This is a genomic window from Streptomyces sp. LBL (genome assembly GCF_029893585.1).
Lineage (GTDB): Bacteria > Actinomycetota > Actinomycetes > Streptomycetales > Streptomycetaceae > Streptomyces.
The window spans coordinates 234,635-259,720 of record NZ_JARXYX010000010.1; the positions used below are offsets into that span (position 1 = coordinate 234,635).

The 25,086-nt window shown below is 68.1% G+C and carries 23 protein-coding genes and 2 pseudogenes; 12 read left to right on the forward strand and 13 right to left on the reverse strand.

Features of this window, described 5'->3' with window-relative positions; genetic code table 11:
* Window positions 1-24: 24 nt before the first annotated feature.
* Together M2271_RS15060 and M2271_RS15065 are read left to right on the forward strand one after the other, a co-directional pair.
* Window positions 25-1,602: an MFS transporter gene (locus M2271_RS15060; RefSeq protein ID WP_280887686.1), complete on the forward strand. Its 1,578-nt coding sequence runs from the start codon at window positions 25-27 to the stop codon at window positions 1,600-1,602.
* A 203-nt stretch (window positions 1,603-1,805) separates the two neighbouring features.
* Complete coding sequence (locus M2271_RS15065; RefSeq protein WP_280887687.1) at window positions 1,806-2,777, forward strand: pirin family protein; 972 nt, start codon at window positions 1,806-1,808, stop codon at window positions 2,775-2,777.
* A gap of 268 nt (window positions 2,778-3,045) precedes the next feature.
* Here M2271_RS15065 and M2271_RS15070 read toward each other — a convergent pair whose 3' ends face one another.
* The gene (locus M2271_RS15070) at window positions 3,046-5,262 is read right to left on the reverse strand and encodes a SpoIIE family protein phosphatase (protein ID WP_280887688.1); all 2,217 of its coding nucleotides are present in this window, start codon (window positions 5,260-5,262) and stop codon (window positions 3,046-3,048) included.
* Window positions 5,263-5,416: 154 nt separating this feature from the next.
* Here M2271_RS15070 and aspS point away from each other — a divergent pair, with 154 nt between their 5' ends.
* Both aspS and M2271_RS15080 read left to right on the forward strand, forming a co-directional pair.
* Entirely contained in the window at window positions 5,417-7,180 is a 1,764-nt protein-coding gene (aspS, locus tag M2271_RS15075) for an aspartate--tRNA ligase (protein ID WP_280887689.1), read from the forward strand.
* Between the two features lie 295 nt (window positions 7,181-7,475).
* The gene (locus M2271_RS15080) at window positions 7,476-8,819 is read left to right on the forward strand and encodes an MFS transporter (RefSeq protein WP_280887690.1); all 1,344 of its coding nucleotides are present in this window, start codon (window positions 7,476-7,478) and stop codon (window positions 8,817-8,819) included.
* An 81-nt stretch (window positions 8,820-8,900) separates the two neighbouring features.
* Here the strand turns inward: M2271_RS15080 and M2271_RS15085 are convergent, their stop codons facing one another.
* From M2271_RS15085 to M2271_RS15095, 3 genes are all read right to left on the reverse strand, one after another.
* Window positions 8,901-9,383 carry an FG-GAP repeat protein gene (locus M2271_RS15085; protein WP_348539171.1) on the reverse strand — a complete coding sequence of 161 codons (483 nt, stop codon included), beginning with the start codon at window positions 9,381-9,383 and terminating at the stop codon, window positions 8,901-8,903.
* A gap of 199 nt (window positions 9,384-9,582) precedes the next feature.
* Window positions 9,583-9,975 (reverse strand): hypothetical protein, encoded by a 393-nt coding sequence (locus M2271_RS15090; protein WP_280887691.1) that lies wholly within the window; start codon window positions 9,973-9,975, stop codon window positions 9,583-9,585.
* On the reverse strand, window positions 9,972-10,448 hold the full coding sequence (locus tag M2271_RS15095) for an ATP-binding protein (RefSeq protein WP_280887692.1): 477 nt from the start codon (window positions 10,446-10,448) through the stop codon (window positions 9,972-9,974). Before M2271_RS15095 ends, M2271_RS15090 begins: the two co-directional genes overlap by 4 nt.
* Window positions 10,449-10,684: 236 nt before the next feature.
* On the opposite strand from M2271_RS15095, the gene M2271_RS15100 reads away from it, so the two are divergent.
* Complete coding sequence (locus M2271_RS15100) at window positions 10,685-11,536, forward strand: helix-turn-helix transcriptional regulator (protein ID WP_280887693.1); 852 nt, start codon at window positions 10,685-10,687, stop codon at window positions 11,534-11,536.
* A gap of 2 nt (window positions 11,537-11,538) precedes the next feature.
* Window positions 11,539-11,721 (forward strand): DUF397 domain-containing protein, encoded by a 183-nt coding sequence (locus tag M2271_RS15105; protein WP_280887694.1) that lies wholly within the window; start codon window positions 11,539-11,541, stop codon window positions 11,719-11,721.
* 46 nt (window positions 11,722-11,767) lie between these two features.
* Here M2271_RS15105 and M2271_RS15110 read toward each other — a convergent pair whose 3' ends face one another.
* On the reverse strand, window positions 11,768-12,133 hold the full coding sequence (locus M2271_RS15110) for a PH domain-containing protein (protein WP_280887695.1): 366 nt from the start codon (window positions 12,131-12,133) through the stop codon (window positions 11,768-11,770).
* A 227-nt stretch (window positions 12,134-12,360) separates the two neighbouring features.
* Here M2271_RS15110 and M2271_RS15115 point away from each other — a divergent pair, with 227 nt between their 5' ends.
* Entirely contained in the window at window positions 12,361-13,743 is a 1,383-nt protein-coding gene (locus M2271_RS15115; RefSeq protein ID WP_280887719.1) for a polysaccharide lyase family 1 protein, read from the forward strand.
* Here the strand turns inward: M2271_RS15115 and M2271_RS15120 are convergent.
* Complete coding sequence (locus M2271_RS15120; RefSeq protein WP_280887696.1) at window positions 13,736-14,863, reverse strand: helix-turn-helix domain-containing protein; 1,128 nt, start codon at window positions 14,861-14,863, stop codon at window positions 13,736-13,738. The two genes, M2271_RS15115 and M2271_RS15120, sit on opposite strands and share 8 nt — an antisense overlap.
* Window positions 14,864-15,779: 916 nt before the next feature.
* Here M2271_RS15120 and M2271_RS15125 point away from each other — a divergent pair.
* The gene (locus M2271_RS15125; protein ID WP_280887720.1) at window positions 15,780-16,532 is read left to right on the forward strand and encodes an endo alpha-1,4 polygalactosaminidase; all 753 of its coding nucleotides are present in this window, start codon (window positions 15,780-15,782) and stop codon (window positions 16,530-16,532) included.
* A 131-nt stretch (window positions 16,533-16,663) separates the two neighbouring features.
* Here the strand turns inward: M2271_RS15125 and M2271_RS15130 are convergent, their stop codons facing one another.
* The 5 genes from M2271_RS15130 to M2271_RS15150 form a co-directional block, all read right to left on the reverse strand.
* Complete coding sequence (locus M2271_RS15130) at window positions 16,664-16,807, reverse strand: hypothetical protein (protein ID WP_280887697.1); 144 nt, start codon at window positions 16,805-16,807, stop codon at window positions 16,664-16,666.
* A 45-nt stretch (window positions 16,808-16,852) separates the two neighbouring features.
* A complete protein-coding gene (locus tag M2271_RS15135; RefSeq protein WP_280887698.1) occupies window positions 16,853-17,737 on the reverse strand; it encodes a helix-turn-helix transcriptional regulator in 885 nt (294 codons plus the stop codon).
* A gap of 35 nt (window positions 17,738-17,772) precedes the next feature.
* Window positions 17,773-18,579 carry an SDR family oxidoreductase gene (locus M2271_RS15140; RefSeq protein ID WP_280887699.1) on the reverse strand — a complete coding sequence of 269 codons (807 nt, stop codon included), beginning with the start codon at window positions 18,577-18,579 and terminating at the stop codon, window positions 17,773-17,775.
* Window positions 18,580-18,973: 394 nt separating this feature from the next.
* On the reverse strand, window positions 18,974-19,159 hold the full coding sequence (locus M2271_RS15145; protein ID WP_280887724.1) for a hypothetical protein: 186 nt from the start codon (window positions 19,157-19,159) through the stop codon (window positions 18,974-18,976).
* A 562-nt stretch (window positions 19,160-19,721) separates the two neighbouring features.
* Window positions 19,722-20,150 carry an ATP-binding protein gene (locus M2271_RS15150; RefSeq protein ID WP_280887700.1) on the reverse strand — a complete coding sequence of 143 codons (429 nt, stop codon included), beginning with the start codon at window positions 20,148-20,150 and terminating at the stop codon, window positions 19,722-19,724.
* 163 nt (window positions 20,151-20,313) lie between these two features.
* Here M2271_RS15150 and M2271_RS15155 point away from each other — a divergent pair.
* Window positions 20,314-21,018, forward strand: a pseudogene (locus M2271_RS15155) (helix-turn-helix transcriptional regulator); the annotation flags it as partial.
* An 81-nt stretch (window positions 21,019-21,099) separates the two neighbouring features.
* Here the strand turns inward: M2271_RS15155 and M2271_RS15160 are convergent.
* Window positions 21,100-22,230: a transposase gene (locus M2271_RS15160; RefSeq protein ID WP_280887721.1), complete on the reverse strand. Its 1,131-nt coding sequence runs from the start codon at window positions 22,228-22,230 to the stop codon at window positions 21,100-21,102.
* Window positions 22,231-22,310: 80 nt separating this feature from the next.
* Here M2271_RS15160 and tnpA point away from each other — a divergent pair, with 80 nt between their 5' ends.
* The 3 genes and pseudogenes from tnpA (at window position 22,311) to M2271_RS15175 (ending at window position 23,199) form a co-directional block, all read left to right on the forward strand.
* Window positions 22,311-22,709 (forward strand): IS200/IS605 family transposase, encoded by a 399-nt coding sequence (tnpA, locus tag M2271_RS15165; protein ID WP_280887722.1) that lies wholly within the window; start codon window positions 22,311-22,313, stop codon window positions 22,707-22,709.
* A 104-nt stretch (window positions 22,710-22,813) separates the two neighbouring features.
* Window positions 22,814-22,993: pseudogene (locus M2271_RS15170) on the forward strand (transcriptional regulator); the annotation flags it as partial.
* Entirely contained in the window at window positions 22,990-23,199 is a 210-nt protein-coding gene (locus M2271_RS15175; RefSeq protein WP_280887701.1) for a DUF397 domain-containing protein, read from the forward strand. The pseudogene M2271_RS15170 and the gene M2271_RS15175, both read left to right, overlap by 4 nt.
* A gap of 89 nt (window positions 23,200-23,288) precedes the next feature.
* On the opposite strand, the gene metG is transcribed toward M2271_RS15175, so the two are convergent.
* A complete protein-coding gene (metG, locus tag M2271_RS15180; RefSeq protein WP_280887702.1) occupies window positions 23,289-24,905 on the reverse strand; it encodes a methionine--tRNA ligase in 1,617 nt (538 codons plus the stop codon).
* Between the last annotated feature and the right edge of the window lie 181 nt (window positions 24,906-25,086).

Consider the following 25,086-nt stretch of genomic DNA (forward strand, 5'->3'; position numbering starts at 1 on the left):
GCAAGAGGTCGGAAGGAAACCGAGATGGAAACCCGCAACCCACGTCGTTGGTGGATCCTCGTCGTGCTCTGCCTGAGCACGCTGGTCCTGGTGGTCGACAGCATGGCCCTGACCGTCGCGGTGCCCGCGATGACCGAGGACATCGGGGCGAGCGCCCAGGACACCCAGTGGATCCTCGACTCCTACATCCTGGTCTTCGCGGGTCTCCTGCTCACCTCCGGCAGCCTGGGCGACCGCTTCGGCCGGCGCAGGGTGATGCTGATCGGGCTGCTGCTGTTCGGGGCGGGCTCGCTGGCCGCGTCCTTCTGTGCCAGTCCCGGCGAGGTGATCGCCGTACGCGTCGCGATGGGAGTCGGCGGAGCGCTGATCATGCCCTCCACCCTCTCGATCCTCATCACCGTCTTCGACGAGGAGGAGCGCGGTAGGGCGATGGCGGCCTGGAGCTCGGTGTCGATGCTGGGGCTGGTCGGAAGTCCGGTTCTCGGCGGTGTACTGATCGACCACTTCTCCTGGCAGGCGATCTTCTTCATCAACGTGCCGGTCGTCGCGCTGGCCCTGCTCGCCGGGGTGACCCTGATGCCCGAGTCGAAAGCACCGTGGCAGAAGGCGGACCCGCTGGGCGCGGCACTGTCCGCGACCGGGATGACCGCCCTGGTCTGGTGGATCATCGAACTCCCGCAGCAGGGTGCCTTCGGTGGTCGCTCGGCGATCACGCTGACAGTGGCGGTGGTGTCCCTGGCCGGCTTCGTGATCTGGGAGAACGTCACGAAGGCCCCGATGGTCCCGCTGGTCCTCTTCAAGCACCGCAACTTCAGCGGCGGTTCGCTGTCCCTGGCGCTGGTCCAGATCGGCAACGGCGGTCTGCTGCTGGTCCTCACCCAGTACCTGCAGTTCGTGCTCGGCTACTCGGCCGTCGAGGCCGGCCTGGCGTTCCTGCCGCTGGCGGTGGCGGCGCTGCTCGGCAACGGCGTGGGCGTCAAGCTGGCCGCGGTCCATGGCAACCGGTACGTGATCCTCGCCGGGATGCTGGTGATGGTGGCCTGCTTCACCCTGCTGACGACGGTGGACGCCGACTCCGGCTTCACGGTCCCGGCGATCGCCCTCGGGCTGCTCGGCCTCGGCGCGGGCCTGGCGATGCCGGCCGCGGTGGGCGCGCTGATGGGCACGATCCCCGCGGACAAGGCGGGCGTCGGCTCGGCCCTGAACGACACCGTCCAGCAGGCCGGTACGGCCCTGGGTATCGCGATCCTCGGTTCGCTGCTGTCGAGCGGCTTCGCGGCCAGGATGCCGGCGGGGACGCCGGAGGAGGCCAGGCACTCGATCGCCGGGGCGCTGACGGCGGCGGACGGCGACAGCGGTCTGGTCCGGGAGGCCCGGGAGGCGTTCACCGCTTCTATGTCGACGACCTTCACGGTCAGCGCGATCGGGGTCCTGGTGGCGGCGGTGGTGGCGACGCTGGTGATGCGGGACTGCAAGGAGGGGAGCGGCGGGCAGGTCGAGCAGGACGAGTACGCCGGGGGCGTCGAGCGCGTCGAGCAGGCCGACGGTGACCGGGCGGAGAGCGATGTGAAGTCGGCCACGGGGGCCGAGTTGATCGTCTGACCCTGGTTGAGTGGTGGCCGGAGGCCGATGCCCTGCGCGGGGCACCGGCGTCCGCTGCTGTCGCCCCGTACGTCTCGCTGTCTCGGTGCTCCGGTGCTCCGGTGCTCCGGTGTCCCGGTCGGGAATGCCCGCCCGGTCTTCCGGGTTAGGGGTGGCGGAAAGTTCAATGCTCAACTAAACTCGGAGCACAAGGAGGTACGGACATGCCTGCAGTGACCGTCGAGAACCCGCTGACGCTGCCGCGAGTCGCCGCACCCGCGGACGCCGTGGCCCGTCCCGTACTCACCGTCACGACCGCGCCGAGCGGTTACGAGGGTGAGGGCTTCCCGGTGCGCCGAGCGTTCGCCGGGATCAACTACCGCCACCTGGACCCGTTCATCATGATGGACCAGATGGGCGAGGTGGACTACGCGCCGGGAGAGCCGAAGGGCACCCCTTGGCATCCGCACCGCGGCTTCGAGACCGTCACCTACATCATCGACGGCATCTTCGACCACCAGGACAGCCAGGGCGGCGGTGGCACCATCACCAACGGTGACACCCAGTGGATGACGGCGGGTTCCGGCCTGCTGCACATCGAGGCCCCGCCGGAGTCCCTGGTCATGTCCGGCGGTCTCTTCCACGGTCTGCAGCTGTGGGTGAACCTCCCGGCCAAGGACAAGATGATGGCCCCGCGCTACCAGGACATCCGCGGCGGCAACGTCCAGCTGCTCACCACACCCGACGGCGGTGCCCTGCTGCGCGTCATCGCGGGCGAGCTGGACGGCCACGACGGCCCCGGTGTCACCCACACCCCGATCACGATGGTCCACGCGACGCTGGCGCCGGGCGCGGAGCTCACCCTGCCGTGGCGCGAGGACTTCAACGGGCTCGCGTACGTGCTCGCGGGCAAGGGTGCGGTGGGCGCGGAGCGGCGTCCGATCCACCTGGGCCAGACGGCCGTCTTCGGCGCGGGTTCCTCGCTCACCGTCCGCGCGGACGAGCAGCAGGACTCCCACACGCCGGACCTGGAGGTCGTCCTCCTGGGCGGACAGCCGATCCGTGAGCCGATGGCCCACTACGGTCCGTTCGTGATGAACACACGTGACGAACTCCAGCAGGCGTTCGACGATTTCCAGAAGGGACGGCTGGGCACGATCCCGGCCGTGCACGGGATGTCCGAGGGCGGCCTGTAGGGGCCGAGGAGACGGGTACGGTACGACGAGGCCCGAAGCCGCAACGTCGTTTTGCGGCTTCGGGCCTGTCTCTGTCTCATGCCCGTTCGGCCAGAGGGCTACGGCAACACGTACACGGGTGCTCCGTCGGCAGTGCATCCGACCTGGCGCATACAGCCCCGCTTGAGCAGCATCCGCAGGCAGTCGTGGACGCGGTCGGGGGCCAGGCCCGTGCGGTCGGGCGGAAGCCCGCACCGCAACCGCTCCTCCGGTACGAGCTGCGGGGCCGTTACGCCGGATCGGACGACGGCGACGGCGACGGCGTGGGCGTGGGCGTGGGCGGCGTCGGCGTCGGCGTGGGCGCCGGGTCCACCGCCTCGTAGAGCTCGAACCAGATGGTCTTCCCCTCGCCCCGCGGATCCACCCCCCACGCGTCCGAGAGCAGTTCGACCAGCATCAGGCCGCGGCCGGAGGAGGCCAGCTCGCCCGGTCTGCGCTTGTGCGGGAGGTCGTCGCTGGTGTCGGTGACCTCCACCCGCACCCGGCGCCCGGCCGACGATCCTGTCCTCACCTCGGCCAGCAGCAGCGCGTCGGCGTCGGTGTGGACGAGGACGTTGGTCAGCATCTCGGAGAGCAGCAGGACCGCCGAGTCGATCTGGTCCGCCGACCTCCAGTCGTGCAACAGCTCCCTCAGTTGGTGCCGGGCCACCGCCACCCGTTCCGGCTCTGCCTGGGCCACCGTCAGCATCGTGCGGCGGACCGTCGGTCGTATGAGCGCCGTGTCGTCGCCGCCGGAGTCGTCCCCCTGTCGGCACAGCAGCAGAACGGCTATGTCGTCCTCGCGCCGGTCGGCCAGCGGGCCGGTGGTGTGGTGGGAGGCGGGTCCGTGCACGGCCTCGACCAGGGCGTCGGCGAGTTCCTCCAGGTCGCCCTCGTGGTCCTCGAGAATCGTGCGGATGCGCTTCCAGCCGGTCTCCATGTCATGGCCGCCGGTCTCGATCAGACCGTCGGTGCAGATCAGCAGGGTCTCGCCGGGTTCCAGGGTGATCCGGGTGGTGGGGTAGTCGGCGTCGGGGTCGATGCCCAGTGGGAGTCCGCCGGCCGTGGGGCGGGTGAGGACCGTACCGTCGGCCATCCGGATCGCCGGGTCGGGGTGGCCGGCGCGGGCGACGTCCAGGATGCCGGTCGTGGGGTCGGCCTCCACGTACAGACAGGTCGCGAAGCGGAGATCGGAGGCATCGGGGTCGCCGTAGGTCATGCCGTGCAGAAAGCGGGACGCGCGGGAGAGGACCGCGTCGGGGCGGTGGCCCTCCGACGCGTACGCCCTCAGCGCGATACGGAGCTGCCCCATCAGGCCCGCCGCGCGGACGTCATGGCCCTGGACGTCGCCGATGACCAGGGCGAAGCGGCCTCCCTCAGGCTCTCGCCGGGAGGTTCCCCCTGGCAGCGGGATCATGTCGTACCAGTCACCGCCGACCTGGAGACCGCCGCCGGTCGGGACATAGCGCGCGGCGATGGTCATGCCGGGTATCTGGGGGCCGAGGGTGGGGAGCATCGAGCGCTGGAGGCCGTCCGTCAGCTCCCGTTCCGACTCGGCGACGCCCGCCCGGGACAGGGCCTGGGCGAGCATGCGCGCCACCGTCGTCAGGATCGAGCGCTCGTCGGGTGTGAACGCCACCGGATACGCGAAGGCCGCCATCCACGCGCCTATCGTGCGGCCGGCCACCGTCAGCGGCAGGAACGCCCAGGACAGACGGCCGTAGCGCTCGGAGAGCGGCCAGGAGACGGGGTAGCGGGACCTGTAGTCCTCGGGAGAGGAGAGGTAGATCGCGCGGCCGGTGCGGACCACCTCGGCGGCCGGGTAGTCCGTGGCGAGGGCCATCTGGGAGAAGGAGTCCTCGTCGGTGGGCTGGTGACCGTACTGGCCGATGATGGTCAGCCGGTCGCCCTCCACACCGAAGACCGCCAGGCCGTCCGGGGAGAAGCCCGGCATGGACAGACCGGCCGCGACCCGCAGGACCTCGGCGGAGGACCGGGCCTCGGCCAGCGCGCGGCCCGCGTCCAGCAGGAACGCCTCCCGGGAGCGGCGCCAGTCGCCGGTGATCGGGCTGTGCGCGGCGGCGCCCGGAGGCTGCTCGGTGATCTCCTGGAGGGTGCCGACCACCTCGTACCCGCCGGTGGCCGGATCGATGATCGGCTTGGAACGGGCGTGGACGGTACGGGTGACATGGCCGTGCTTGTCCATGATCCGTAGCCGGGATTCGGCGAGGGTGCCCTCGGCGACGGCGAGCTGGACGATGCCGCCGGTCTCGTTCCAGTCGGCGGGGTGGAAGCGGGAGCGGATCCCGGCCTCCGTGAGCGTGGTCGCTTCGGCGGGCAGCCCGACCAGCCGCGCGGCCTCGGCGTCCAGCGTGACGAGTCCGGCGGTGTTGTCCCAGCGCCACAGACCGGTTGTGAGGGCGGCGAGTACATCCCCCACGGTGGGCAGAGGCTCACCAGCGCGCATTAACCCACTTTAAGAAGAGGACGGCGACCAGTGCCACTGATCACCGGCCTTTATTGGTGGAGAGGCGATCGTGGGCGGCCGGTACGCTGGGGAGGGTTTCACGTGAAACGACGCGTGGAACAGACCCCGAGCTGCGAAGGCTGGATGAACGACGATGCATCGGTACAGGTCCCACACCTGCGGCGAGCTCCGCGCCTCTGACGTCGGCACCGACGTCCGGCTGAGTGGCTGGCTGCACAATCGGCGCGACCTGGGCGGCATCCTCTTCATCGATCTGCGTGACCACTACGGCATCACGCAGCTCGTCGCCCGTCCCGGCACGCCGGCGTACGAGGCCCTCGACAAGCTGACCAAGGAGTCGACGGTCCGCATCGACGGCAAGGTCGTCTCCCGGGGCGCCGAGAACGTGAACCCGGACCTGCCGACCGGTGAGGTCGAGGTCGAGGTGGGCGAGGTCGAGCTGCTCGGCGCCGCCCAGCCGCTGCCGTTCACGATCAACGCCGAGGACGGCGTCAACGAGGAGCGGCGCCTGGAGTACCGCTTCCTGGACCTGCGCCGCGAGCGCATGCACCGCAACATCATGCTGCGTACGGCGGTCGTCTCGGCGATCCGGCACAAGATGGTCACCCTCGGCTTCAACGAGATGGCCACGCCGATCCTGACCGCGACCTCCCCCGAGGGCGCCCGCGACTTCGTCGTCCCCTCTCGTGTGCACCCGGGCAGGTTCTACGCCCTGCCGCAGGCCCCGCAGCAGTTCAAGCAGCTGCTGATGATCTCCGGCTTCGACCGCTACTTCCAGATCGCGCCCTGCTTCCGCGACGAGGACGCCCGCGCCGACCGTTCGCCGGGCGAGTTCTACCAGCTCGACGTCGAGATGAGCTTCGTCGAGCAGGAGGACGTCTTCCAGCCGATCGAGCAGCTGATGACCGAGCTGTTCACGGAGTTCGGAGGTGACCGTGAGGTCACCTCCCCGTTCCCGCGGATCCCGTTCCGCGAGGCGATGCTGAAGTACGGCTCCGACAAGCCGGACCTGCGGGCCCAGCTGGAGCTCGTCGACATCACCGACATCTTCGAGGGCTCGGAGTTCAAGGCGTTCGCCGGCAAGCACGTGCGCGCGCTGCCGGTGCCGGACGTCTCGGCGCAGTCCCGTAAGTTCTTCGACCAGCTCGGTGACTACGCCGTCTCGCAGGGCGCCAAGGGCCTGGCCTGGGTCCGTGTCGCCGAGGACGGCTCTCTCACCGGCCCGATCGCGAAGTTCCTCACCGAGGAGAACGTCGCCGAGCTCACCAAGCGGCTCCAACTGGCCGCCGGCCACGCCGTGTTCTTCGGCGCGGGCGAGTTCGACGAGGTCTCGAAGATCATGGGCGCGGTGCGGGTCGAGGCGGCCAAGCGGGCCGGGCACTTCGAGGAGAACGTCTTCCGCTTCTGCTGGATCGTCGACTTCCCGATGTTCGAGAAGGACGAGGAGACCGGGAAGATCGACTTCTCGCACAACCCCTTCTCCATGCCCCAGGGCGGCATGGACGCCCTGGAGAACCAGGACCCGCTGGACATCCTGGCGTGGCAGTACGACATCGTCTGCAACGGCGTCGAGCTGTCCTCCGGCGCGATCCGGAACCACGAGCCGGACATCATGCTCAAGGCGTTCGGTATCGCGGGCTACGACAGCGAGACAGTCGAGCGTGAGTTCGCCGGCATGCTGCGTGCGCTCCGCTTCGGCGCCCCGCCGCACGGCGGCATCGCCCCCGGCGTCGACCGCATCGTGATGCTGCTGGCCGACGAGCCCAACATCCGCGAGACGATCGCCTTCCCGCTCAACGGCAACGCCCAGGACCTGATGATGGGCGCGCCGACGGAGCTGGAGGAGACCCGCCTGAGGGAACTGCACCTGACGGTGCGCAAGCCGCAGGCGAAGTAAGGCAAGCCCTTCGATTCGGCTGATCGCAAAAGGGACCGGAAATCACTCCTCGATTTCCGGTCCCTTTTGCGTGCGCGCGGGAAACGGGCCGGTTTCTCGGCTCGTTGACAGGGGGACGCTGTGTCCACATCCACACCAAGATGCACCTGGACGGTAGTGGACGGACGCCGATTCATCCGTTCCTCTACGTGAACTCCGTTCAACCCATTGACCCGGAAGGTCATCCTCCGTAACGTCCCTCAGTGCCCGCGTACGTGATTGCAGTTCGCGTATGTGCACACGAGGGGAGACAACGATGTCAGTGTCCGTGACACCACCCGACGCCGAACGCCGAGCCGTCGGCAAATTCCTGCGCCGCATGCTGCCGATCCTGGTCCTGATGCTGCTGGTCAACCAGATGGACCGGACGAACGTCGGCTTCGTCCAGGACGAACTGCGGGCCGATGTCGGGGTGAGCGCCACCGCGTACGGTCTCGGCGCCGGCCTCTTCTTCATCGGGTACGCGCTGTTCGAGGTGCCGAGCAACATGCTCCTGGAGCGCTTCGGGGCCCGCGTCTGGCTGACCCGCATCATGATCACCTGGGGTCTGGTGATCGTGGCGATGTGCTTCATCCACAACGTCACGATGTTCTACGCCCTGCGTTTCCTCCTCGGTGTCGCGGAGGCCGGCTTCTTCCCCGGAGTGCTCCTCTACTTCACGCAGTGGCTGCCCGACTCCAGCCGGGGCCGGGCGAGCGCGATCTTCCTCGGCGGCTCGGCCACGGCGTACATCGTGACGGGGCCCATCACGGGCGCCCTGCTCGAACTGCACGGAGCGGGCGGGTTCGCCGGCTGGCGCTGGATGTTCGTGCTGGAGGGCGCCTTCTCGATCCTCGTCGGTGTGATCGCCGGATTCTTCCTCGTCTCCCGGATCGAGGACGCCGGCTGGCTCACCCGGGAGGAGAAGGACGCGCTGAGCGCGGCGGTCGCCCGGGACGAGGAGGCCCGCGCGCGGGCCCCCAAGGTGTCCCGCCTCAGGCTCATCCTCCACCCGCAGGTCGCTTTGCTGACCGGCGTCTTCTTCGCGATGGCGCTCACCGGCTACGCGATCACCTTCTGGCTGCCGAGCCTGGTCGACGACATCGGCGGCCTTTCCCCCTTCCAGGTCGGGCTGCTCACGGCCGTCCCGTGGATCTGCGCCGTGATCGCGATGTACACGGTGAGCCACTACACCGACAAGGCGCCCGACCGCCGCCCGTATCTGGCGATCGCCCTGGTCCTGTCGGCCGTGGGCACCTTCCTCGCCACCCTGGGCTCGCCCTGGTTCGGACTCGCCGCTCTCACGCTCGCCGCGGTCGGCGGGAAGTGCGCGGCCACCCTGTACTGGCCGATGGCCCAGTCCGGACTCGACCTCAAGATCGCCGCGCCGGGCCTGGCCGTGGTCAACTCCATCGGAAACCTGGGCGGTTTCGTCTCCCCCACGCTCTTCGGCTACCTCAAGGACACCACCGGCAGCACGAACGGCGGCCTGTACACCCTCTCCGCCGCGTCCCTGATCGCGGTGATCGGGGTGTTCTACGTCAGGAACACACGCGGCACGCCGGACGCTCCCGCGCGGACCGCAGCCCCGGAGGCAGGCGCGCGGCCGGTCGTCTCCTGATCACTCCCGAACGCGAGAAGGCGCCCGGGGCGACCGCGCCCCGGGCGCCTTGATCACGAAGTGGCCGGGCGTGGGCGTCCGTCAGATGACCCAGAGCAGGCCGTTGCCGCCGAGGTACGTGCTGTCGTGTTGGGTGAGGCCGACCGAGGATGCCGTGAACAGGCGGCTGCCGGTGGCCGTGGGGCGGGAGCCGGCGCCGGGGAACATCCAGACCGCCCCGGTGTGGTTGTTCTCGCCGGGCGCGCCGACGAACAGCTCGGGTTTGCCGTCCTTGTTGATGTCCCCGGCCGAGACCGTCGCGCCGAAGTAGTCGTACGCCTCGGAGGCGCCCGGGACGCCTGCGGTGTCCTGGGAAAAGGAGTACGCGCCGGTGCCGAGGGCCCCCGAACGGCGGCCCGGGATGACGGTCACCTGGCCCGCGTCGGCCTTGGCGAGGTCCTCGTACGGCGAGCCGACCACGATGTCGCCGAGGCCGTCCCGGTTCAGGTCGGCCACGGCGAGTGCGCCGCCGAAGTTGTCGTCCTTCTCACTCGCGCCGGGTATCCCCGCTGTGTTCTGCGTGATCGGATTCTAAGGGCGGGCACTGACGGGCGCCGACGCCGAGGCGCGCGGGCACCTCATGGGCGCCGCACAGTTTTCTCGCGGGGGAGGCACAGAGGCAAGCGGTCTCATGGGGAACACGACGGCGTGGTCGCCGGGCGGTCCCGGAAGATACCCGGGAACCTGGCAGCTCTCTTCCGGTTCCCGCTTCTCGGTGACGGGCTCAGTCGCCATCCGGTTCATCGTGGCCGGCGAAGAGGTCGTCGACAGTCTCCGCGGTGACCGTGCGGTCCAGCCAGCGGTTGAGGACGTCCAGGTCGGTACAGGTGAGGATGCGTTCCCGGGCGTCGTCGGGGACGGGGATGTCGCGCACTTCCAGGAAACGGAGGATGGCTTTGGCCTCACCCTTGGCCTCACCCGCGGCCTCGCCTTCGAGGTAGGTCTCCTCAAGGAGGGTGCCCCGGCCCGGGAAGAAGTTGGTGAAGGTCATCAGCGTTCTCCATGTCTGTCGGGCCGAAGTGTCTCCCAGGCCGATCTCCAGCAAACCGCTGAAGTACTTGGCGGTCTTCTTGTCCGTGGTGTGCAGGGCACCGGCCAGGGCTTCCAGATGGATCAAGAGACGGTTCGTTCGGGTGAGGGGAAGGCGTTCACTCCTTCGAGGGCAGAGGGAACGTTCACTCGATCGTGCGCGCCCAGTTCGCACCACACGTATTTGCCTCGATTCCCGTGTCTGGACAGCGGCTGCCAGCCCCAGACGTCGGCGCAGGCACGGACCAGGGCAAGGCCGCGGCCTTCTTCGGCGTCGGTCAGGCAGGTCAGCTCGCCCGGTGGTTCTGGCGGTTCCGGGTCCGCGTCCCATGCGCCGATCCGCAGGACGCCGGCCGACCAGCGGACGCGGAGGGCGGCAGGGCCGTTGGTGTGGCGTACGGCGTTGCCGACCAGCTCCGTCGCGAGGAGTTCGGCGACATCGACGAGGCCGATCAGGCCGTGCATCGTGAGGATCAGGCGGAGGGTACGGCGGCTGACGGTGACGGCTCTGGGGTCCTGGGGGACGTACAGCGTGTACTCCCAGGGTTCGGTTTCGGGCATGGGTGGACTCCGTTCGGCGGGGGTGGGGGCGGCGTCCGCGGGCGGTGGCTTTGCCGCGTCCGTCATGGCAGGGCGGAGCGGTGCGCTTCCGGGGTCCCGGTTTCGCAGGGTGTGCGCCGCGTCACTGACGGTAGAGGTAAATGTTTTGCCGCGGCAAGTCGTTCGCGTAACCTGGCACCCGATCGGGGCAGTCCAACCCCGCGTGAGAACAGTGCCGTTGGGGAGTTGAGGGTCGAATGCCCGCGAGGATTCAGCCGACTGTTCGCCAGATGCGCCTCGGCGCTGAACTGCGCAAACTGCGGGAGGCAGCGGGGTTGACGTCCCGCCAGGCGGCCGCGCTGCTGGGTACGAGTCCGGCCCAGATGAGTCAGATCGAGGCGGGCAACGCCGGTGTCAGCGAGGAGCGGGTCCGCAGGCTCGCGGTGCATTACGCCTGCGCGGACGCTGAGTTGGTCGGCGCCTTGGTGGAAATGGCAACAGACCGCACGCGCGGATGGTGGGAGGAGTACCGGGACGAGCTGCCGCCGGTCTTCCAGGACCTGGCGGAGCTGGAGCATCACGCGCAGTTCATGTGGGTGATCGGAACGGCGCACGTTCCGGGCTTGCTCCAGACGGAGGAGTACGCCCGCGCGGTGCTCGCATACCGAGTCCCTGAACTCCCGGGCAACGAACTGGAACCACGACTGGCGCATCGGATGCGCCGCAGGTCCGTGCTTTCACACGAGGGGGCTGCCCCCTTCGAGGCGGTCGTTCACGAACCCGTGCTGCGCACGCGTGTCGCTGATCGGCGAGTGGCCCGAGCCCAGCTTGAAGAGCTGCTGCATGAGTCCGAACGGCCGAACGTCTCGGTTCGCGTGATCCCCTTCGACGTCGACGGATTCGCCGGCGCCAGCTCGATGATGATGTACGCGGGTGGACGCGTGGCTGCCCTGGACACCGTCCAGCGGGATGCGCCCTACGGATCGGTGTTTCTGGATGCGGCCGCCCAACTCCTGGCCATGCGAACACTCTTCCGTAAGGTGGAGTCCGTATCGCTGGACCCCGCCAAGTCGCGGGAGTTCATCCATCGTGTGGCGAAGGAACTGTAGTCATGATCCAGTGGCAGAAGTCCTCGTTCTCGGGCCCGGGTGACGGTAACGAGTGTGTGGAACTCGCCCACGGCGAAGCCTCGTTGCTCCTCCGTGAAAGCGACGACCCTGCCCGAATACTCTCCGTCACCCCCACCACCTTCGCCGCCCTCCTGGACCACCTCCGCGACGCTCCCACCAGCTGACCCCCGTTGTGAACCGCCCGGGCATCGCTGCCCGGGCGGTCTCGCACTACCGCGCCACGAACTGCGTGAGGATCGCCTGGACCTCGTAGATGTCGACGCCCTTGGTGAAGGTCTTCTCGATCGGGACGGAGTTGCCCGACACCCAGATCTTCAGCTCGGCGTCGAGGTCGAAGGTACCGGCGGTCTCCACCGCGAAGTGGGTGATGCTGCGGTACGGGATGGAGTGGTACTCCACCTTCTTACCGGTGATGCCCTGCTTGTCGACCAGGATCAGCCGGCGGTCGGTGAACAGGATGACGTCGCGCACCAGCTGGTATGCGGACTGCACCTGCTCACCGGCGCCCAGCAGACGCGCGTAGTCCTGCTGCGCCTGGCTCGGGTCGACGGTGTGCGCGTTTCCGAACATGCCCATGTGGATCCCCCCACTCGATCGGCTCATGTGCCCGGGGACGTTCGATTACGCCCCAGCCGCACATGATCTTCGTGCTGTATACCTTCGATACCTTCCGAGGGGCAATGGTTGTGCAGAGGTACGGGAGATGTGATCGCCGGCGGCAACTTCTCCGCGACTCGCGGCCACTGACGGGATGACAGTACGTTCCAGCCCCCCACCCGTAAGGATCTCCCTCCGTGGCATCCCTGGCATCCCCCTCACACCGCCGTTCCCTCCGCAGGCGGCGCGCCCTCGTCGTCTCCGCCGCCGCCGTCGTGACCGCCGGCCTCGGCGCCTCCCTCTTCGTGATGAACGCGAACGCGGACGAGAACGCGGACGAGAACGCGGACGACAACGCGGCAGCCGTCGACCTGTACCACCAGACGCTCGCCGAGAAGGACGGCTGGGCGTCCTCCGGCACCGGAACCACCGGCGGTACGAAGGCCGACGCCGCGCACACCTTCACCGTCAGTACCCGCGCGGAGCTGGTGAAGGCGTTGGGGTCGGCCTCCGACACCACCCCTCGGATCATCAAGGTCAACGGCACGATCGACGCCAACACCGACGACGCCGACAAGAAGCTGACCTGCGCGGACTACGCGTCGGGCACCGGCTACTCGCTCTCCGCCTACCTGAAGGCGTACGACCCGGCGACGTACGGCACCTCGAAGCTGCCGTCGGGCACGGAGGAGACGGCGCGGGCCGCGGCGCAGGCCAAGCAGGCGAAGAGCATCGTCTTCAAGGTGCCGGCCAACACCACCGTCGTGGGCGTCCCCGGCACCAAGGCCGGCATCACCGGCGGCATGCTCCAGATCCAGAACGTGGACAACGTCGTCGTCCGGAACCTGACCTTCGCCGCAACCGAGGACTGTTTCCCGCAGTGGGACCCGACGGACGGCGACGACGGAAACTGGAACTCCAACTACGACTCCGTGACCCTGCGCGGCGCCACCCACGTCTGGGCGGACCACAACACGTTCACCGACGCGCCGCACTTCGACAGCGCCAACCCGGAGTACTACGGCCGCGAGTACCAGATCCACGACGGCGCCCTCGACATCACCAAGGGCTCCGACCTGGTGACCGTCGAGCGCAACCAGTTCACCAACCACGACAAGACGATGCTGATCGGCAGCAGCGACACCGACAGCGTCGGCAAACTGCGGGTCTCCATCCACCACAACGTGTGGAAGGGCATCGTCCAGCGCGCGCCGCTGGCCCGGATCGGCCAGATCCACATCTACAACAACCTCTACGACGTCACGACCCTCAACGGCTACGCGACGCAGTACAGCATCAACTCCCGCGCCCAGGCCCAGGTCGTCGCGGAGAACAACTACTGGACTCTCCCGTCGGGCGGAAAGGTCGCCAAGCTGCTGAGCGGTGATGGGACGGGGGCCGTGGCGGGCGGCGGAAACCTCGTCAACGGGACGGCGACGGACCTGGTGGCCGCGTACAACGCCGCGAACTCCAAGAAGCTGAAGACGACCGTCAACTGGACGCCGACGCTGACGGCGGGCCTGGAGACGTCGGCGAAGGACCTGCCGACGTCGCTGGGTACGGCGACGGGGGCGGGCGTTCTCAAGTAGCACACGAGACGCGCGAGGGCCGGGTGACCACGAGCTCCCGGCCCTCGCGTACCGGGCGGGAAGCCTGCGAAAGCGCCGGGGCGGCACTCTCTTCGGACGGAAGGGCCACTGGCGGGGGCCGAAGTGGACCGGTTGCGTCGCCCGTTCGGCAGCCGCGGCAGTGGCCGGGTTCGGGGCCGCGGAAGCCGCGGTCGCAGCCTTCGCAGTTCTGGAGCGGATGCCGGACGGCCGGTGGCGGTGCGGGGGCTCGGAACGGGGGCGGGGGTGGGAGCTGGGCGGCCAGGCGGTGGGCGAGGAGGGCTGCCGGGCGGCGCAGGGGCTCGTTCGGCAGGTCGCTGGTCAGCGCGTGGCGTACGTCGGTGGGGGTGAGGTCGCGTTCCAGCCAGGCGGCGACGCCGGGGGCGAGGTGTTCGGCGTCGGTGGCGGAGAGGAGGAGGCGGGGGTCTACGCGGCGGAGGCCGGCGAGGAGGTCGGTGGCTGTGTGGAGGAGAGTGGGGGACGGGTATGCCGGCCGGGGGACGGCGGGCAGGGCCTTGCGGGGCGGGCGCTCGGCCGAGGCCGGGCGTCGGGCGGGCGGGCGGTGGGCCGAGGCCGCGTCGGCTGTGCCTGCTGCGCATGCCGTGTCTGCCGTGCTGTGGTGTCCGGCGGGCGGCCTGTGGGCATCGGCCGCTTCTGTCGTGCCTGTTGCCTCGGCCGCGACTGCCGTGCCTGCCGCTTCTGTCGCGTCGGCCGTGCCGTGGTGTCCGGGGCGGTTGCAGGAGACCGTACGGGTGACGATGTGGCCGGTCTCGACGCGTACGCGGGTGCGGCGCAGGTAGCCGTGGGTCTCCAGCTCGCGCAGGGCGGCGGCGATACGAGTGGGGCCCTCGGGGAAGCGGGCGGCGAGGGTCTTGATGTCGACGGAAGTGCCGCGGCGCACCGACTGGATGTAGCACCCCAGCCCGATGGCGAGGCCCGACAGCTCCTTGTGCTGGATGAGGTGGTTGCCGATCACCGTGAACTTCTCGGTGTGGCGGACGTTGTCGTGGACGACGCCGGACTGGTGCCGCTCGTGGGGGTGGTTCTCGCCCGGGATACGGGACTCGGCGCACGTAGACGCGCTAGGGTTTTCGGTGTCCATCAGGAAGGGCCTAACTTCCTCGGTGGGCAGGCCCTCGCAGGGATCGCTAGTCCCGGCGGGGGCCGACTCATGTCTGGGGTCGTGCTCTGTCGCGCTGAGCGTAAGCCAGGCAACCCATCCAAAATCCAGCCGAGTTGGGCATATTCACTCGGGGGAGTGAGTGTGCCCGGCGGGAGGGAGGGGTGGGGCTTGGTGGGGTGCTTTCTCCCCGGTGGGTAGTACATAGGGAGCGCAGGGCGGACCGAAGTGTGGGTTCTCATGCTTCGGGAGCGGGGATCCAGCCAAAACGGGGCGCTTCGATGGAAAGCGGTCGGCTCCGGTGAGCGGTCGCGCGTGAGTGGTGCTACCCGCCTTCGAGGCCGATGGGCCGATGGGCCGACCGGCGAGCCCGGCGGGCCCGGCTGGGGCGGCACCCTCAGGCGGGAGGCCCAAGGCCCGGCGGTGGCGGCGGAGCACGGAGGACTTCCCCAGCGTGCGCGCCTGCGGCCGGTAGCCGGGGCCGCGCAGCGAACGCTCCAGCGCGGGCAGGTGGTTCCAGCGCACGCTGTGGCGGAGCGACGGCCGCTCAGCAGCCTGAACTGCGCTCTCTGGCACGGCAGATGAGGGATCTGGCGCCCATCTCCTCGGAGGGCCGTGACTGGTTGGCCCAGCACGTTGACATGACCAGCGTTGAATGGGTTTACTCGCGATCACGCCGGAGTCAAATGCCGGTGCCAGAGCCACACCTGTCCGGTGATTGGCTCTCGTGACTGTGAGCCCGGCCTCGCCGTCGTGGTCCTGGCCACATCGCCAGGATCGCGTTCAGCGTCCGAGGCAGGGGTGTCGCCTCCCGAGTATGTGGAGCTTGGTCTCAATGAACAGTGTGAATCGAGTGCTGTCCCGTCGCAGCCTCGCCACCCTTGCGGTCGCCGCAACCATGGTGAGCGCACCTGCGTTCACCCCGTCAGCGGCCGCCGCAACGGTGACGCCGCCCCCGAAGCACGTGGGGTGGGACTACCAGATCGGCGGCGGGTACACACCCCCGACCGGAGTGAAGGTGGTCAGCCGCAGCCACGAGGACGTGCCCGCGCCGGGCATGTACAACGTCTGCTACATCAATGCCTTACAAGCACAGGAGAACGCGGAGGGTGATTGGGACTCCGACCTGCTGCTGCGCGACAGTGGCGGGGAAGTCGTCTACGACGAGGACTGGGGCGAGGCGATCCTGGACATCCGCACGGACGCCAAGCGGAAGCGCATCGCTGCCGAGCTGAACACCTGGATCGACGAATGTGCGGCCAAGGGATTCAATGCGGTCGAGCCGGACAATTACGACACTTTCACTCGCTTCCCGGAATATCTGGATGGCGACCAGGCCAAGGCGTTCATGAAGCTGCTGTCGGCGCACGCCCACGAGAAGGGCCTGGCCATCGCTCAGAAGAACACCCTGGAACTCGCGCCCGACCGTGCGTCCGTGGGCCTGGACTTCGCCCTGGTGGAGGAGTGCGGCGAGTGGAAGGAGTGCGGTGACTTCGCCGAGGCGTTCGACAACAACGTGCTCGTGGTCGAGTACACGGCGAAGGGGCTGTCGCAGGCATGCTCCGACTGGGGTAGCAAGCTGAGCATCGTCCGCCGCGACATGGAGGTCTTGCCGAAGGGTACGAGTGGCTACCTCCGCCAGACGTGCTGACGCGGATTCGTTGAGCGGTGGGGGCTGGTGTTTCGCCTCGTGCGGCGCCATGCGTGCCGTGATGGATGCCTGCTGATGCCCTGCTGATGCCCTGCTGATGTGGTGCTGAAGATTTCGTTCCCCGCCGCAACTCAACCTTTTTGTCCGCGGAGTTGTGCGAGTTCGGTACGCTCGGCGCTGCTCAGCAGGTCGGGCCGGATGCCCTGATCGGCCTCCACCTGGCGGGCCTGGCTCAGTAGGAGCTTGCCGGATGCCCCCACCTTGTATGGGGACATCCGGCTACCTGCTGAGCCCGGATCCGTACGGCTGAAGGGGTTGGGCTATCCGTTGTGTGCTTCGAGCTCGGTCGCCAGCTTCTGTTGGGTGGCCGCCCACGACGCCAGGAGCGCCAGATTGTCAGCGGTCGGTGTGCCCGCGGGTGCGGTGTAGATGTTGAGGTGCAGGCCGGGTTCGGCGGGCAGTTCCAGGGACTCGACGTCCAAGTCGAGCTGGCCCACGATCGGATGGTGCATACGTTTGCGGCCGGACCGGTGCAGCCGCACGTCCTGAGATGCCCACCGCTGCCGGAATAGCTCACTGCACGTTGACAGTTCGCCGACTAGGGCGATCAGTTCCTCGTCGTGCGGATTGCGGCCGGCTTCCATGCGTAGCTTCGCGGCCACGGCACCGACAACCTGGTCGTAGTCGACAAAGAAATCTCTTGCCGCCTCGGGGTTCAGATAGACGAACCGCGCTGTGTTCGCGGGCCGTCGCGGGTCGGCCAGCACCGGTGAATACAGCGCGCGAGCGAGTTGATTCATGGCGAGCACGTCATAACGGCCGTTACCGATCCAGGCCGGCGCATCGGAGATCGCGTCGAGCACCTGCTGCAGTGTCGAGCGCACCGTCACGGCAGGCCTGCGCCGGCGTGGGCTGCGGGGCGCCCTGGATTGGCGCGCGAGGTGGAACAGGTGGTCGCGCTCGGCTTCGTCGAGTTGCAAGGCAGAGGCCAACGCGTCGAGCACGCCGTCGGAGGCACCGGCGAGGCTGCCGCGCTCCATGCGCACGTAGTAGTCGACGGATACCCCCGCCAGGAGCGCTACCTCCTCGCGGCGCAGACCTTTGACCCGGCGGTTGCCGCCATAAGCGGGCAGGCCCGCCTGCTCGGGTGCGATGCGGGCGCGACGTGAGCTGAGAAACTCCCGGATCTCGGTGCGTAGATCCATCGCGGTTATCTCCTCACCGTAAGCCGTCCCGCAGTCTAATGCATATTCGTTGCGGTCGTTGCGGTGCCGCCGTCCACCGGGATGATGGCGCCCGTGAGGTAGGACCCAGCCCGGCTGGCGAGAAACACGGCAGCACCCGCCATATCGTCGTCGCGGCCGAGCCGGCGCAGAGGGGCCGCCGCCGCGATCGTGTCGCCGATGGCAGCGAGAGTGGTCGCCATCATCTGCGACGGGAACACTCCCGGTGCTACCGCGTTCACCGTGATGTGCTCTGGGCCCAGCTCCCTGGCAAGTACCCTGGTGAGTTGATGGAGTGCCGCTTTGCTGCTGGCGTACGAGTAGTTGGGCGACGGGGCGACGTGGATGGCGGCGATGCTGCCGATGTTGATGATGCGTGCGGGATCATCGGCGGTGCCCGCCTTACGAAGTGCCGGGAGCAGTGCCTGCACCAGCCAGAACGGCGACTTGAGGTTGAGGTCGAGCACTGTGTCCCAGGCCTCGTCCGGGAACGTCTCCAGCGGCTCGCGCCACATCGCTCCCGCGTTGTTGACAAGAATGTCCAGGCGTTCCGAGTCGGCCTGGACAAGATCAGCGAGGCGCTGACACTCGTCGTGCCTGGACAGGTCGGCGGGGATTGCTCGCACGTCGCCGAATTCGGACAGTAGACGCTGTGCCTCCGTGCACGTGTCTGCGTTGCGTGAGCTGATGACGACGCGGGCGCCCGCCTGGAGAAGGCCGCGCGCTATCATCATCCCAATGCCCCTGGTGCCGCCAGTGACAAGTGCGCACTTCCCACTCAGATCGAAAAGTTCTGTGTGAGTGGTGAATTGGTTGTCCGTCATTGGTTTTCGTCCGTTCTGTCGTGGAAGAATTCGCCGACATGGTCGCGCATTCGGGGAAGTTGAATTGAACTGATGGGGATAAAGCTGCAGTGCGTGTCCATGGAGTGTTGTCGGCGCTTTCGACTCAACCAGGTTGACAGGCGTTTTGGACGTCCGGGAGACCCTGGTGATACAGGTACTGTGAGAGCCCCCCTTGCCTGGTGCGCTGACCCCGGATCCACCAGCTTGATGCCGGTGGATGGTTCTTCCAGAAACGAAGAAGTGAAGTGTGGACGGACTTCGTGACGTACGCGGCGGGGAACTGACATCAACTTCACGTGGGTCTGAGCAAAGCAGGGGCTCGGTGACTTCGTACGACGTCACCGAGCCCCTGCTGATGAGGGCCTGGGTCTGCTCACGCGTCCGGCTTCTCCTCCAGGCGCGGGAAGAGGACCGCGCCCTTGGTGACCGTGGTGCCCGCCGGGAGCCGGCCCCACTCGCCGGCCTCCTGGACCTTCTGGTCCGCGAGGGCGGCGGCCTCCACCTGGCGGGCCTGGCTCAGTAGGAGCTTGCCGGATGCCCCCAGCCTGTATGGGGACATCCGGCTACCTGCTGAGCCACCAGAGCAGCCACCTCCTCGCATGCTTCGCGGCCCGCTCCAGTTGTGACTGTGGGGCGGCAGCTGAGCTGCGGCGGGAGCGGTATCCGGTGTGCTGTACTGGGACGCAAGGTGGGCCTCCGCACCGGACCGGATATCCAGGCGGAGGCCCGAGCTCAGCAAGAGCGCGTCAGATGCCCCCACCTTGGAGGGGGGCATCTGACTACCTGCTGAGCCACCAGAGCAGCCACCTCCTCACATGCCTCGCGGTCCGCTCCGGCAGGCGCCGGATCAGCCGGATCGTGAGAGTCGGCTTCTGCTCCTCGTGACAGCCCATACGAGGGCGTCCTCCCTTCAACGTGAGGCGGCCGTCACCAAGGTCCCGGGGCCGCTCTCGTCGGGCCGGGCCCCGACGAGGTGGGGCCCGGAGTGAAGGGAGGACGCACCCGTCGGGTGCGTCACAGCTCAATTCTACCGGCTGATTTTCACTTGTTGTGACGGCGCGTGCACGCGCAGTGCGTGCCACCTCCGGGTGGTGGCAGTGGCGGAGCCGCTCACGGACCGATCACGGCGTGAGGTCGACTTCGGCCCAAACGGTCTTGCACGGGACCGGGCCGGGGTCGACGCCCCAGCGGTCGGCGAGGGCCTCGACGAGGAGGAGCCCGCGCCCTGACACGGCCTCGGTGGACGGGGGTTGAGGGCACGGGAGGGCGTTACCGCGCGTGTCCGTCACCTCAATGCGGAGTACGTCGGCGGTGGCGTGGAGGGCGACGCGGAAACTCCGGCCGGAGAGCCGGCCGTGCGTGGCGGCGTTCGAAGCGAGTTCGGCGACGAGGTGTGCCGCGATGTCGGTGAGGCCGGTCGACAGGTCCCAGGTGCGCAGCCATTCCGTGGCAAGGAGGCGGGCGAGGCGGGCGCCGCGGGGGGTGGGAGACAGCAGGACGTCGAAGTGACGGGTGGGGGATTGGAGTTGGGTGGACTTTTTCTGGTTCACACGACTCAGCGTGGCGGCGTGTGCTTACCGTGATGCGTGACTCAGCGGGTCCGTACCGTGACTGTCCGGAGTTTGTCCAGTGCTGTCGTGGCTGTCAGTGCTGTCAGCACGAGTTGTACGGGTACGGCGCGTTGCAGCGCGTATGACGACAGAGGGGCACCGGATGCAGCAGGTCAACGGCGACACGGGTGAGCTCAAGAGCGAGGCGGACGAGCCGGGGTGGGAGGTGGACCCGGACGACGACTGGGGCGTCGCGGTCGTCGCGACCGTTGGGCGTTAGTTGAAGCTGCGGCGCGAGGCCAGGGGGATGCGGGCCGCCGAGTTCGGGGTGGCGGTGGGGTACGGGGAGGCCATGGTCTACAAAATCGAGGGAGGTAAGCGGATCCCGCAGCTTGAGTTCCTGGACAGGGCGGACGAGGTGCTGGGGGCGGGTGGGCTCATCTCGGCGATGAAGGAGGACGTGGCTCGGGTTCGGTATCCGAAGAAGGTTCGTGACCTTGCGAAGTTGGAGGCCAAGGCGGTCGAGGTCCTCTCGTACGCCAACCACAACCTGCACGGCCTGCTGCAGACCGAGGAGTTTGCTCTGGCGCTGTTGAAGACGCGGCGGCCGTCGCTCTCGGAAGACGAGCTGGAGCGAGCAGCGGCAGCGCGCATGGCGCGAAGGGAGATCTACGAACGTCCCTCAGCCCCTGAGCTCAGTTTTGTTCAGGAAGAGGTGACGCTGACTCGCCCGGTCGGAGGCAAGATGGTGATGCGCAGGCAGCTCGAACACCTCCTGGAGGCAGCTCAGTTGCGGAACGTCGAAGTTCAGGTGATGCCATCGGAGCGGTGGGACCATCCCGGAACAGGAGGGCGGATCCAGGTGGTCAACTTGACCCGGCCGTGAAGGACCGGGCTTGGAGGTAGTGCCCAGCTGGCTGCTGGGGTGGACTCCTCCGTCCAGACACCCCTATGGGGTGGCAGGGACGCGTGACTCACGCCCCGCGTTCCACACGCTCTCGCCACGGGTGGCGATGTTGTGGGAAGCGTTCCGGTCGGCGTGGGCAACGACCCCGCACCCCCGGCAGATGAAAAGCCCCTGGTCGACACGGTTTCGCTTGTCGACGTGGCCGCACTCGGCGCACGTCTGCGACGTGTACGCGGGATCAACGAAGACCAGGGGCACCCCGGCCCGCTTGGCCTTGTAGACGATGAAGTCTCCGAGCTGGGCGAAGGCCCAGCAGTGGAGTGCAACCCGTTGGGGCTTACGGAGCCGTACCCGGTTGCGGATGCCCTTGAGTTCTTCGAGGGACAGGCCGCGCCCGGTGCGTTCAGCCTCGGTCACGATCGTCTTGGAGATGATGTGGTTGGTGTTCGCGGCGTGCCGCGCTTCCTTTCGGGCACGGGCCTTGAGTCGACGCTTGGCGCTCTTGGTGCGCTTCTTCTGAAGCTTGGCCCGCAGGGCAAGCTGTCGTTTGCGGTAGCGGTTGAGACCGCGCCCGGCGGCGAGGTAGCCGCTGGAGGCGGTGGCGATGTTCTCGATCCCGAGGTCCACGCCGATGAAGCCGTCCGGCTCGTACTGCTCGGCCTCGGGCACCTCGCAGGTGGCGACGAGGTAGAACACGCCGTCGCGCTCGATCAGGTCGGATTCGCCCTGCCGGTGCGCCTGGAGCATCTTGAGCGCGTCCGGGGAGCACGCGAATGAGACGTTCTTGACCCGGCCGTCCACGGTCCAGATGGACACGGTCCGCTGGTCGTACTGCCAGCTCAAACACCGGTCGTCATACGGCTGCGCGGCCTGGGGCCGGAACGTGACCGGCTTGGACTCGGCCTTGCGGCGACGCCTGGAGCCTTCCTTGCCGAGATTCCCGGCCCGGATGTTGGCCTTGAGCGTGGTGTACGAGTCGCGCACCTTCTTGATGACGTGTTGCGCGGCCTGAGCTCCCAGCCCACGGGCTTTGAGTTCGGCGTAGGTGTGCTTGCGCAGCTCGTACTCACGCGGCACGCCGCGTTCGAACGCCACCTCCGACACCCGGTTCGCGGCGTCATTGACCGTGCGCAGGGTGCGCTCGAGCACGGATGCCTGCACGGCATCCGGCATGAGTTTGACCTGCGTCACAGTCTTCACGGGCGTGATCGTAACATTACTCCACGTCACCACGCTGGGAGCCAAACCCCGATATCCGCAGGGGCCGTAGCGTCGTTCACACCCTCCACGCACACTTGGTCTTCACCCCCAAGTACCGGCGCGGATCATTCACCGACGAGATCCTTCGGCGCTGCGAAGAGGTCATGCGCGACGTGTGCACCGACTTCGGCGCGGAACTACGGGAGTTCAACGGCGAACGCGATCACGTCCACCTGCTCGTGCACTACCCGCCCAAGGTCGCCATCTCCCGACTCACAGGCTCCCTCAAGGGCATCTCCGCCCGGCGCCTGCGCCCGGAGTTCCCCAGCCACATCCGCAAATACCTGTCGGGCGAGCACTTCTGGTCGCCCTCCTACTTCGCCGCCTCGTGCGGCGGCGCCCCGCTCCCCGTCATCAAGGAGTACATCCAGAACCAGAAACCACCCGCCTGAGCCGGCTCAGGCCAACGGCGCAGACCCGTACACCCGCGCCGGTCAGAGCAGCGTCAAGAAGCGCTTCCTCCCGGGCGTGAACGCCCGGGGCTCCGCGCTAGATCATGCTGAAGTTCTTGGATGGCACAGCGATTGGCCGCATGGACGACGAGTTCGGCGGCCGACCGGTCTCCGACCCGAGGCAGCTGAGGATCCTTGAGCTGCGCTATGGCATCATCCGGGCCGAGGCTCTGACCGCAGGGGAGTCACTGGCCTTCATCGAACAACTGCTGGGAGAGACATGATTCGCGAGGCCTCTGTCGGAGACGGCTCCGAGCTGGTGTGGTTCAAGAGCAGCTACAGCGACAGCAGCAACCCGAACGACTGCGTCGAGGTGGCCACTGCCCCCGGCGCCATCCACGTCCGCGACTCCAAGGACACCCAGGGACCCCGTCTGGGCTTCGCCCCGGAAGCGTGGGCGGGCTTCGTGGCGTACGCGTCGGGGAGCTGACGTCAACTTCACGTGGATCTGTGCAAAGCAGGGGTCCGGTGACGTGGTACGACGTCACCGGACCCCTGTTGAGGAGGTACTGGGCTTGCTTATGCGTCCGGCTTCTCCTCCAGGCGTGGGAACAGCACCGCGCCCTTCGTGACCGTGGTACCGGCCGGGAGCTTGCCCCACTCGCCGGCCTCCTGGACCCTCTGGTCCGCGAGGGCGCCCAGGGACGCGTCCGCGCCCAGGGAGTCCCAGAGCTGCTGGGAGGTGTCCGGCATGATCGGGTTCAGCAGGACCCCGATCCCTCGGAGGGACTCCGCGGCTGTGTAGAGGATCGTGGCCAGACGGGCCTTGCCCTCGTCAGACGTGTCCTTGGCGACCTTCCACGGCTCCTGCTCGGTGAGGTAGCCGTTGACCTGCTTGACGAAGTCGAAGACGGCCAGGATGCCGCCCTGGAGGTCGAGGTCGTCGCCGATGCGGCGGTCGGCCTCCGCGACGGCCTTGGCCAGGCCCTCGTGGACCGCCCTCTCCGCCTCGCCGGCCGCCGTGGCCTCGGGCAGGGCGCCGCCGAAGTACTTGCCGACCATCGCGGCGACCCGGGAGGCCAGGTTGCCGTAGTCGTTGGCCAGTTCGCTGGTGTAGCGGGCGGAGAAGTCCTCCCAGGAGAACGAGCCGTCCTGGCCGAAGGCGATGGCGCGCAGGAAGTACCAGCGGTACGCGTCGACACCGAAGTGCGAGGTGAGGTCCTGGGGCTTGATGCCGGTGAGGTTGGACTTGCTCATCTTCTCGCCGCCGACCATCAGCCAGCCGTTCGCGGCGATCTTCCCGGGCAGCGGGAGACCCTGCGCCATCAGCATGGCCGGCCAGATCACCGCGTGGAAGCGGAGGATGTCCTTGCCGACCAGGTGGACGTCGGCCGGGAAGGTGGCCTCGAACTTCTCCTGGTTCTCGTTGTAGCCGACCGCCGTGGCGTAGTTCAGCAGCGCGTCGACCCACACGTAGATCACGTGCTTGGGGTCCCAGGGGACCGGGACGCCCCAGTCGAAGGTCGAACGGGAGATCGAGAGGTCCTGCAGCCCCTGGCGGACGAAGTTCACGACCTCGTTGCGCGCCGACTCGGGCTGGATGAAGCCGGGGTGGGCCTCGTAGTGGGCGAGGAGCTTGTCGCCGTACTCGCTCAGCTTGAAGAAGTAGTTCTCCTCGCTGAGGATCTCCACCGGCTTCTTGTGGATCGGGCAGAGCTTCTGGCCCGCGAACTCGCCCTCGCCGTCGAGGAGTTCACCGGGAAGTTTGTACTCCTCGCAGCCGACGCAGTACGGGCCCTCGTAGCCGCCCTTGTAGATCTCATCCTTGTCGTACAGGTCCTGCACGAACTCCTGGACGCGGTCGGTGTGCCGCTGCTGCGTGGTGCGGATGAAGTCGTCGTTCGCGATCTCCAGGTGCTCCCAGAGGGGACGCCAGGACTCGTCGACGAGCTTGTCGGCCCACTCCTGCGGGGTCACTCCGTTGGCTTCGGCAGTGCGCATGATCTTCTGACCGTGCTCGTCCGTGCCGGTGAGGTACCACACCTTCTCGCCGCGCTGACGGTGCCAGCGCGTGAGCACGTCCCCAGCGACGGTCGTGTAGGCGTGGCCCAGGTGAGGAGCGTCGTTGACGTAGTAAATGGGGGTCGAGACGTAGTACGCCTTCGCCCCCTGCTTCTCGGTTCCAGTGGCCGCCATGGTCGAAATCCTACTGGGCCCGTGCAGATCGACTCACCCGCGTTTCCGGGCGGACGGGAGGGGCGGACGGGAGAGTCCCGGGGGGGGGGGGGGGGGGGGGGGGGGGGCGGGGGGCGCGCGGGGCGGGGGGGGGGGGGGGGGGGGGGGCGGGCGGGGGGGCGGGGGGGGGGGGGGGGGCCGC

Excerpts from the sequence above, each read along its gene's own strand:
- M2271_RS15060 (WP_280887686.1), top strand. The coding sequence starts at position 25 with ATGGAAACCCGCAACCCACGTCGTTGGTGGATCCTCGTCGTGCTCTGC.
- M2271_RS15065 (WP_280887687.1), top strand. The coding sequence starts at position 1,806 with ATGCCTGCAGTGACCGTCGAGAACCCGCTGACGCTGCCGCGAGTCGCC.
- M2271_RS15070 (WP_280887688.1), bottom strand. The coding sequence starts at position 5,262 with ATGCGCGCTGGTGAGCCTCTGCCCACCGTGGGGGATGTACTCGCCGCC.
- aspS (WP_280887689.1), top strand. The coding sequence starts at position 5,417 with ATGCATCGGTACAGGTCCCACACCTGCGGCGAGCTCCGCGCCTCTGAC.
- M2271_RS15080 (WP_280887690.1), top strand. The coding sequence starts at position 7,476 with ATGTCAGTGTCCGTGACACCACCCGACGCCGAACGCCGAGCCGTCGGC.
- M2271_RS15095 (WP_280887692.1), bottom strand. The coding sequence starts at position 10,448 with ATGCCCGAAACCGAACCCTGGGAGTACACGCTGTACGTCCCCCAGGAC.
- M2271_RS15100 (WP_280887693.1), top strand. The coding sequence starts at position 10,685 with ATGCCCGCGAGGATTCAGCCGACTGTTCGCCAGATGCGCCTCGGCGCT.
- M2271_RS15105 (WP_280887694.1), top strand. The coding sequence starts at position 11,539 with ATGATCCAGTGGCAGAAGTCCTCGTTCTCGGGCCCGGGTGACGGTAAC.
- M2271_RS15110 (WP_280887695.1), bottom strand. The coding sequence starts at position 12,133 with ATGGGCATGTTCGGAAACGCGCACACCGTCGACCCGAGCCAGGCGCAG.
- M2271_RS15120 (WP_280887696.1), bottom strand. The coding sequence starts at position 14,863 with ATGGACACCGAAAACCCTAGCGCGTCTACGTGCGCCGAGTCCCGTATC.
- M2271_RS15125 (WP_280887720.1), top strand. The coding sequence starts at position 15,780 with ATGGTGAGCGCACCTGCGTTCACCCCGTCAGCGGCCGCCGCAACGGTG.
- M2271_RS15130 (WP_280887697.1), bottom strand. The coding sequence starts at position 16,807 with ATGTCCCCATACAAGGTGGGGGCATCCGGCAAGCTCCTACTGAGCCAG.
- M2271_RS15135 (WP_280887698.1), bottom strand. The coding sequence starts at position 17,737 with ATGGATCTACGCACCGAGATCCGGGAGTTTCTCAGCTCACGTCGCGCC.
- M2271_RS15140 (WP_280887699.1), bottom strand. The coding sequence starts at position 18,579 with ATGACGGACAACCAATTCACCACTCACACAGAACTTTTCGATCTGAGT.
- M2271_RS15145 (WP_280887724.1), bottom strand. The coding sequence starts at position 19,159 with ATGTCCCCATACAGGCTGGGGGCATCCGGCAAGCTCCTACTGAGCCAG.
- M2271_RS15160 (WP_280887721.1), bottom strand. The coding sequence starts at position 22,230 with ATGCCGGATGCCGTGCAGGCATCCGTGCTCGAGCGCACCCTGCGCACG.
- M2271_RS15175 (WP_280887701.1), top strand. The coding sequence starts at position 22,990 with ATGATTCGCGAGGCCTCTGTCGGAGACGGCTCCGAGCTGGTGTGGTTC.
- metG (WP_280887702.1), bottom strand. The coding sequence starts at position 24,905 with ATGGCGGCCACTGGAACCGAGAAGCAGGGGGCGAAGGCGTACTACGTC.